The organism is Pseudomonas sp. P5_A2_2 (genome assembly GCF_054177685.1).
Window position 1 is genome coordinate 1 of record NZ_JBGCUL010000555.1, and the last position, 3034, is coordinate 3034.

Consider the following 3034-nt stretch of genomic DNA (forward strand, 5'->3'; position numbering starts at 1 on the left):
GTCCATGCTCGCCAGTTGAGCGTCATGGCAGATAAGCTTTTCGGCGGAGGCCTGGGGCGTGGCGCAATCGAAACTGGTTTTGTACGTTGGCAAGGGTTTTGGTTTTGGTTTTACCTTCGTGGCGGCGTCACACAGGCTCGCCGTCACGCACGCGCTGACGGCGAGCACAGAGGCAAGAAGTGGCATGACCATTTTCATTTCGGCGTCACCTGAGTCTTTGCGTGATGCCCGTATTGCAACGCCTGTGTCGAAGCGTTGCACAGTCATCCGGTCGCACGGGGTCTATCGAGTGTAAAGCAGTGCTCGAAACCTGCCACATCGTGCCAGGAGAAACGTCAGTCTTCTTCTTTGCGAATTGTCGCCACTTCGTCAGACCTGACTTTCACCTTCTTACCTGAAATGTCCTCAAACTCGAAGAAGCCGTCTCGGGTTTTGGTCTTCGGTATGTCTTTAGTCAGGTACTGAGTGCCGTTCTGCAGCGTCACCACCGTTGGGGTCGAGCAACCGGACAGCGTCAGCAGGGCCGCTACCGCCAAGGGCGAGCCCAAAGTCTTGATATCCATAATCACCTCCATAGGTTCTGAAGCAGCGCCATCAGTTCGATGGCCATCACTGCACCTCTATGGCGGTTGGTGCCGCCGGGGGGCAGAAAGTTCTACTGCTCGGGAAAAATTCCTACAGCGCCATTTATCCTTTTCCGATTGCACCGGGCAGGGTGGAACTGATATCTGTACGCATAACCAGTACTCGCTCGCCATGGCCTATTTCCCTGTGACTGCAAATCCCCTCGACGATCCGTTCTATTACCTGAACAACTTCATGCAAGTGCTTGATTGGCTTGAGCGGCGCTCTGGCGACGTGTTGAGCGTCGAAGAGCGGCATTTCATTCAAGCGTTCAAGGGGTTACCCCGTGAATCGCAGGCACTTCTGGTCAGAATGGTGATGCGCAAAGGCATTCATTTCAGGGCGAGCAAGCTGCATTACGACGAAATCGGCGATATCGGCACAGCCGCCGGCCCGTTGCTTGAACTGGGTTGGGTTGACGGGCAAATGCCCATCGCCATCGACGAACTGTTCGAGGTGCTGCTCAAGGCCGAAGTCCTCCAGGCCTTTGCCGCTGCCATCGATCAACCCAAAGGCAAGAAAACCGACTGGTTGCCGACGCTGAGCGTGCAATTTCCCCAGACGCAGAGCTTCAACGACTGGTGCCCGTGGCTGGATGAGCGCTTGTTCAGCCTGACCATCATGGCGTTGTGCGATCGCCTGCGCCTGATGTTCTTCGGCAACCTGTACCAGGACTGGTCGGAGTTTGTGTTGGCCGACCTGGGCATTTATACCTACGAAAAAGTCGAATTCTGTGCCGAGTCCCGTGGCTTGCGCAGCCGAGAGGACGTAGATGCCTGCGTCCTCCTGCACGCGTACCAGCAACAATTCGAGGCCGGTGAAGCGCTGGAAGAGGTGGTCGAGCGCATCAAGGGGCTGGCGCTGGACAACCCATGGTTGCAACGGCGACGCGGCAAGCTGCTGTTCCAGATGGGCCAGTATTGCGAACGCATCGCGGATTTCGCCATGGCCCTGAACCTCTACCGCGAATGTGCCTATCCGGGCGCGCGTTCACGGCTGATTCGCGTGCTGGAACGCAGTGGCGAGTTTGAGTTGGCGCTGGAACTGGCCGCACAGGCCGAACAGGCACCGGAAAGCGCCGCCGAACAACAACAGCTGCTCCGTGTGCTGCCACGCCTGCAGCGCAAGCTCGGCGGGCCGCCCATCAAGCGCGCAGCGCCTCGGGAAATGCAGCGTCTGGACCTGCAATTGCCCAGGACAGACCCGGCGTTATCGGTGGAGTTTTACGTTCAGGCGCATCTGGCTGAGGATTCGGCGCCGGTGCACTACGTCGAAAACAGCCTGATCAACTCGCTGTTCGGCTTGTTGTGCTGGCCGGCGATTTTTGCGCCTTTGCCGGGCGCATTTTTTCACCCGTTCCAGCGCGGGCCGGTGGATTTGCTCAGCGAAGACTTTCATGGCCGTCGGGCCAAACTGTTTCAGGCATGCCTGGCCGAACTCGACGACGGGCGCTACCGGCAGACCATCCGCGAACGTTATGCCGCCAAGTGGGGCGTGCAGTCGCCTTTCGTGTTCTGGAGCGTGCTCAGCGAAGAACTGCTGGAGCAAGCTCTGGATTGCCTCCCGGCCGAGCACCTCAAGCACTGGTTCAACCGTTTGTTGCTGGACATCAAGGCCAATCGCGCCGGCATGCCGGACCTGATCCAGTTCTGGCCGCAGCAAAAGACCTACCGCATGATCGAAGTCAAAGGCCGGGGCGATCGCCTGCAGGACAACCAGTTGCGCTGGCTGGAATTCTGCCACGAACACCAGATGCCGATTGCCGTGTGCTACGTGCAATGGGCGGAGCCGGGCGCTTGAGCTACAGCATTGCGGTGCGGGCGCTGTGTGAGTTCACCGCCAAGGCCGGCGACCTCGATCTGCGCTTCACACCGTCACCCACCGCGCTGGAGGGCATCGTCGGGCACCGTACGGTGGCATCGCGGCGCAGCGAGGGTTACCAAAGCGAAGTCGCCCTTGAGGGCCAGTATCGAACCTTGACGGTCAAGGGCAGGGCGGACGGCTACGACCCCGGGCAAAACTGCCTGGAAGAGGTCAAGACCTACCGCGGCGATTTGAGCAAGCAACCGGCCAACCACCGTCAATTGCATTGGGCCCAGGCGAAAATCTACGGCTGGTTGATGTGCCGCAAACTGGATCTGTCCCGGATCAACCTGGCGCTGGTGTATTTCGACATCGTCAGCGAAAAGGAAACCTGCCTGGTCGAGCCCTTCGAGGCCGCGCAGCTGCAACAGTTCTTCGAACTGCATTGCGCGCGGTTCCTGCAATGGGCCGAACAGGAGGTCGCCCATCGTGACGGGCGCAATCTGGCGGCGCAGCGTCTGGCGTTTCCCCACACCGACTTTCGGCCGGGGCAGCGCCATCTGGCCGAGTCGGTGTTCAAGGCGGTCAGCACGGGGCGCTGCCTGAT

2 protein-coding genes and 2 pseudogenes are annotated in these 3034 nt (G+C 59.5%); 2 read left to right on the forward strand and 2 right to left on the reverse strand.

Annotated elements, in window-relative coordinates; translation table 11 throughout:
* Both ACXRVY_RS22175 and ACXRVY_RS22180 read right to left on the reverse strand, forming a co-directional pair.
* Window positions 1-198 (reverse strand): annotated as a pseudogene (locus tag ACXRVY_RS22175) (hypothetical protein); the annotation flags it as partial.
* A gap of 137 nt (window positions 199-335) precedes the next feature.
* Complete coding sequence (locus tag ACXRVY_RS22180) at window positions 336-563, reverse strand: YgdI/YgdR family lipoprotein (RefSeq protein ID WP_223457997.1); 228 nt, start codon at window positions 561-563, stop codon at window positions 336-338.
* Between the two features lie 193 nt (window positions 564-756).
* Here ACXRVY_RS22180 and ACXRVY_RS22185 point away from each other — a divergent pair, with 193 nt between their 5' ends.
* Window positions 757-2424 (forward strand): VRR-NUC domain-containing protein, encoded by a 1668-nt coding sequence (locus tag ACXRVY_RS22185; protein ID WP_223457995.1) that lies wholly within the window; start codon window positions 757-759, stop codon window positions 2422-2424.
* Window positions 2421-3034, forward strand: a pseudogene (locus ACXRVY_RS22190) (ATP-dependent DNA helicase); the annotation flags it as partial. The gene ACXRVY_RS22185 and the pseudogene ACXRVY_RS22190, both read left to right, overlap by 4 nt.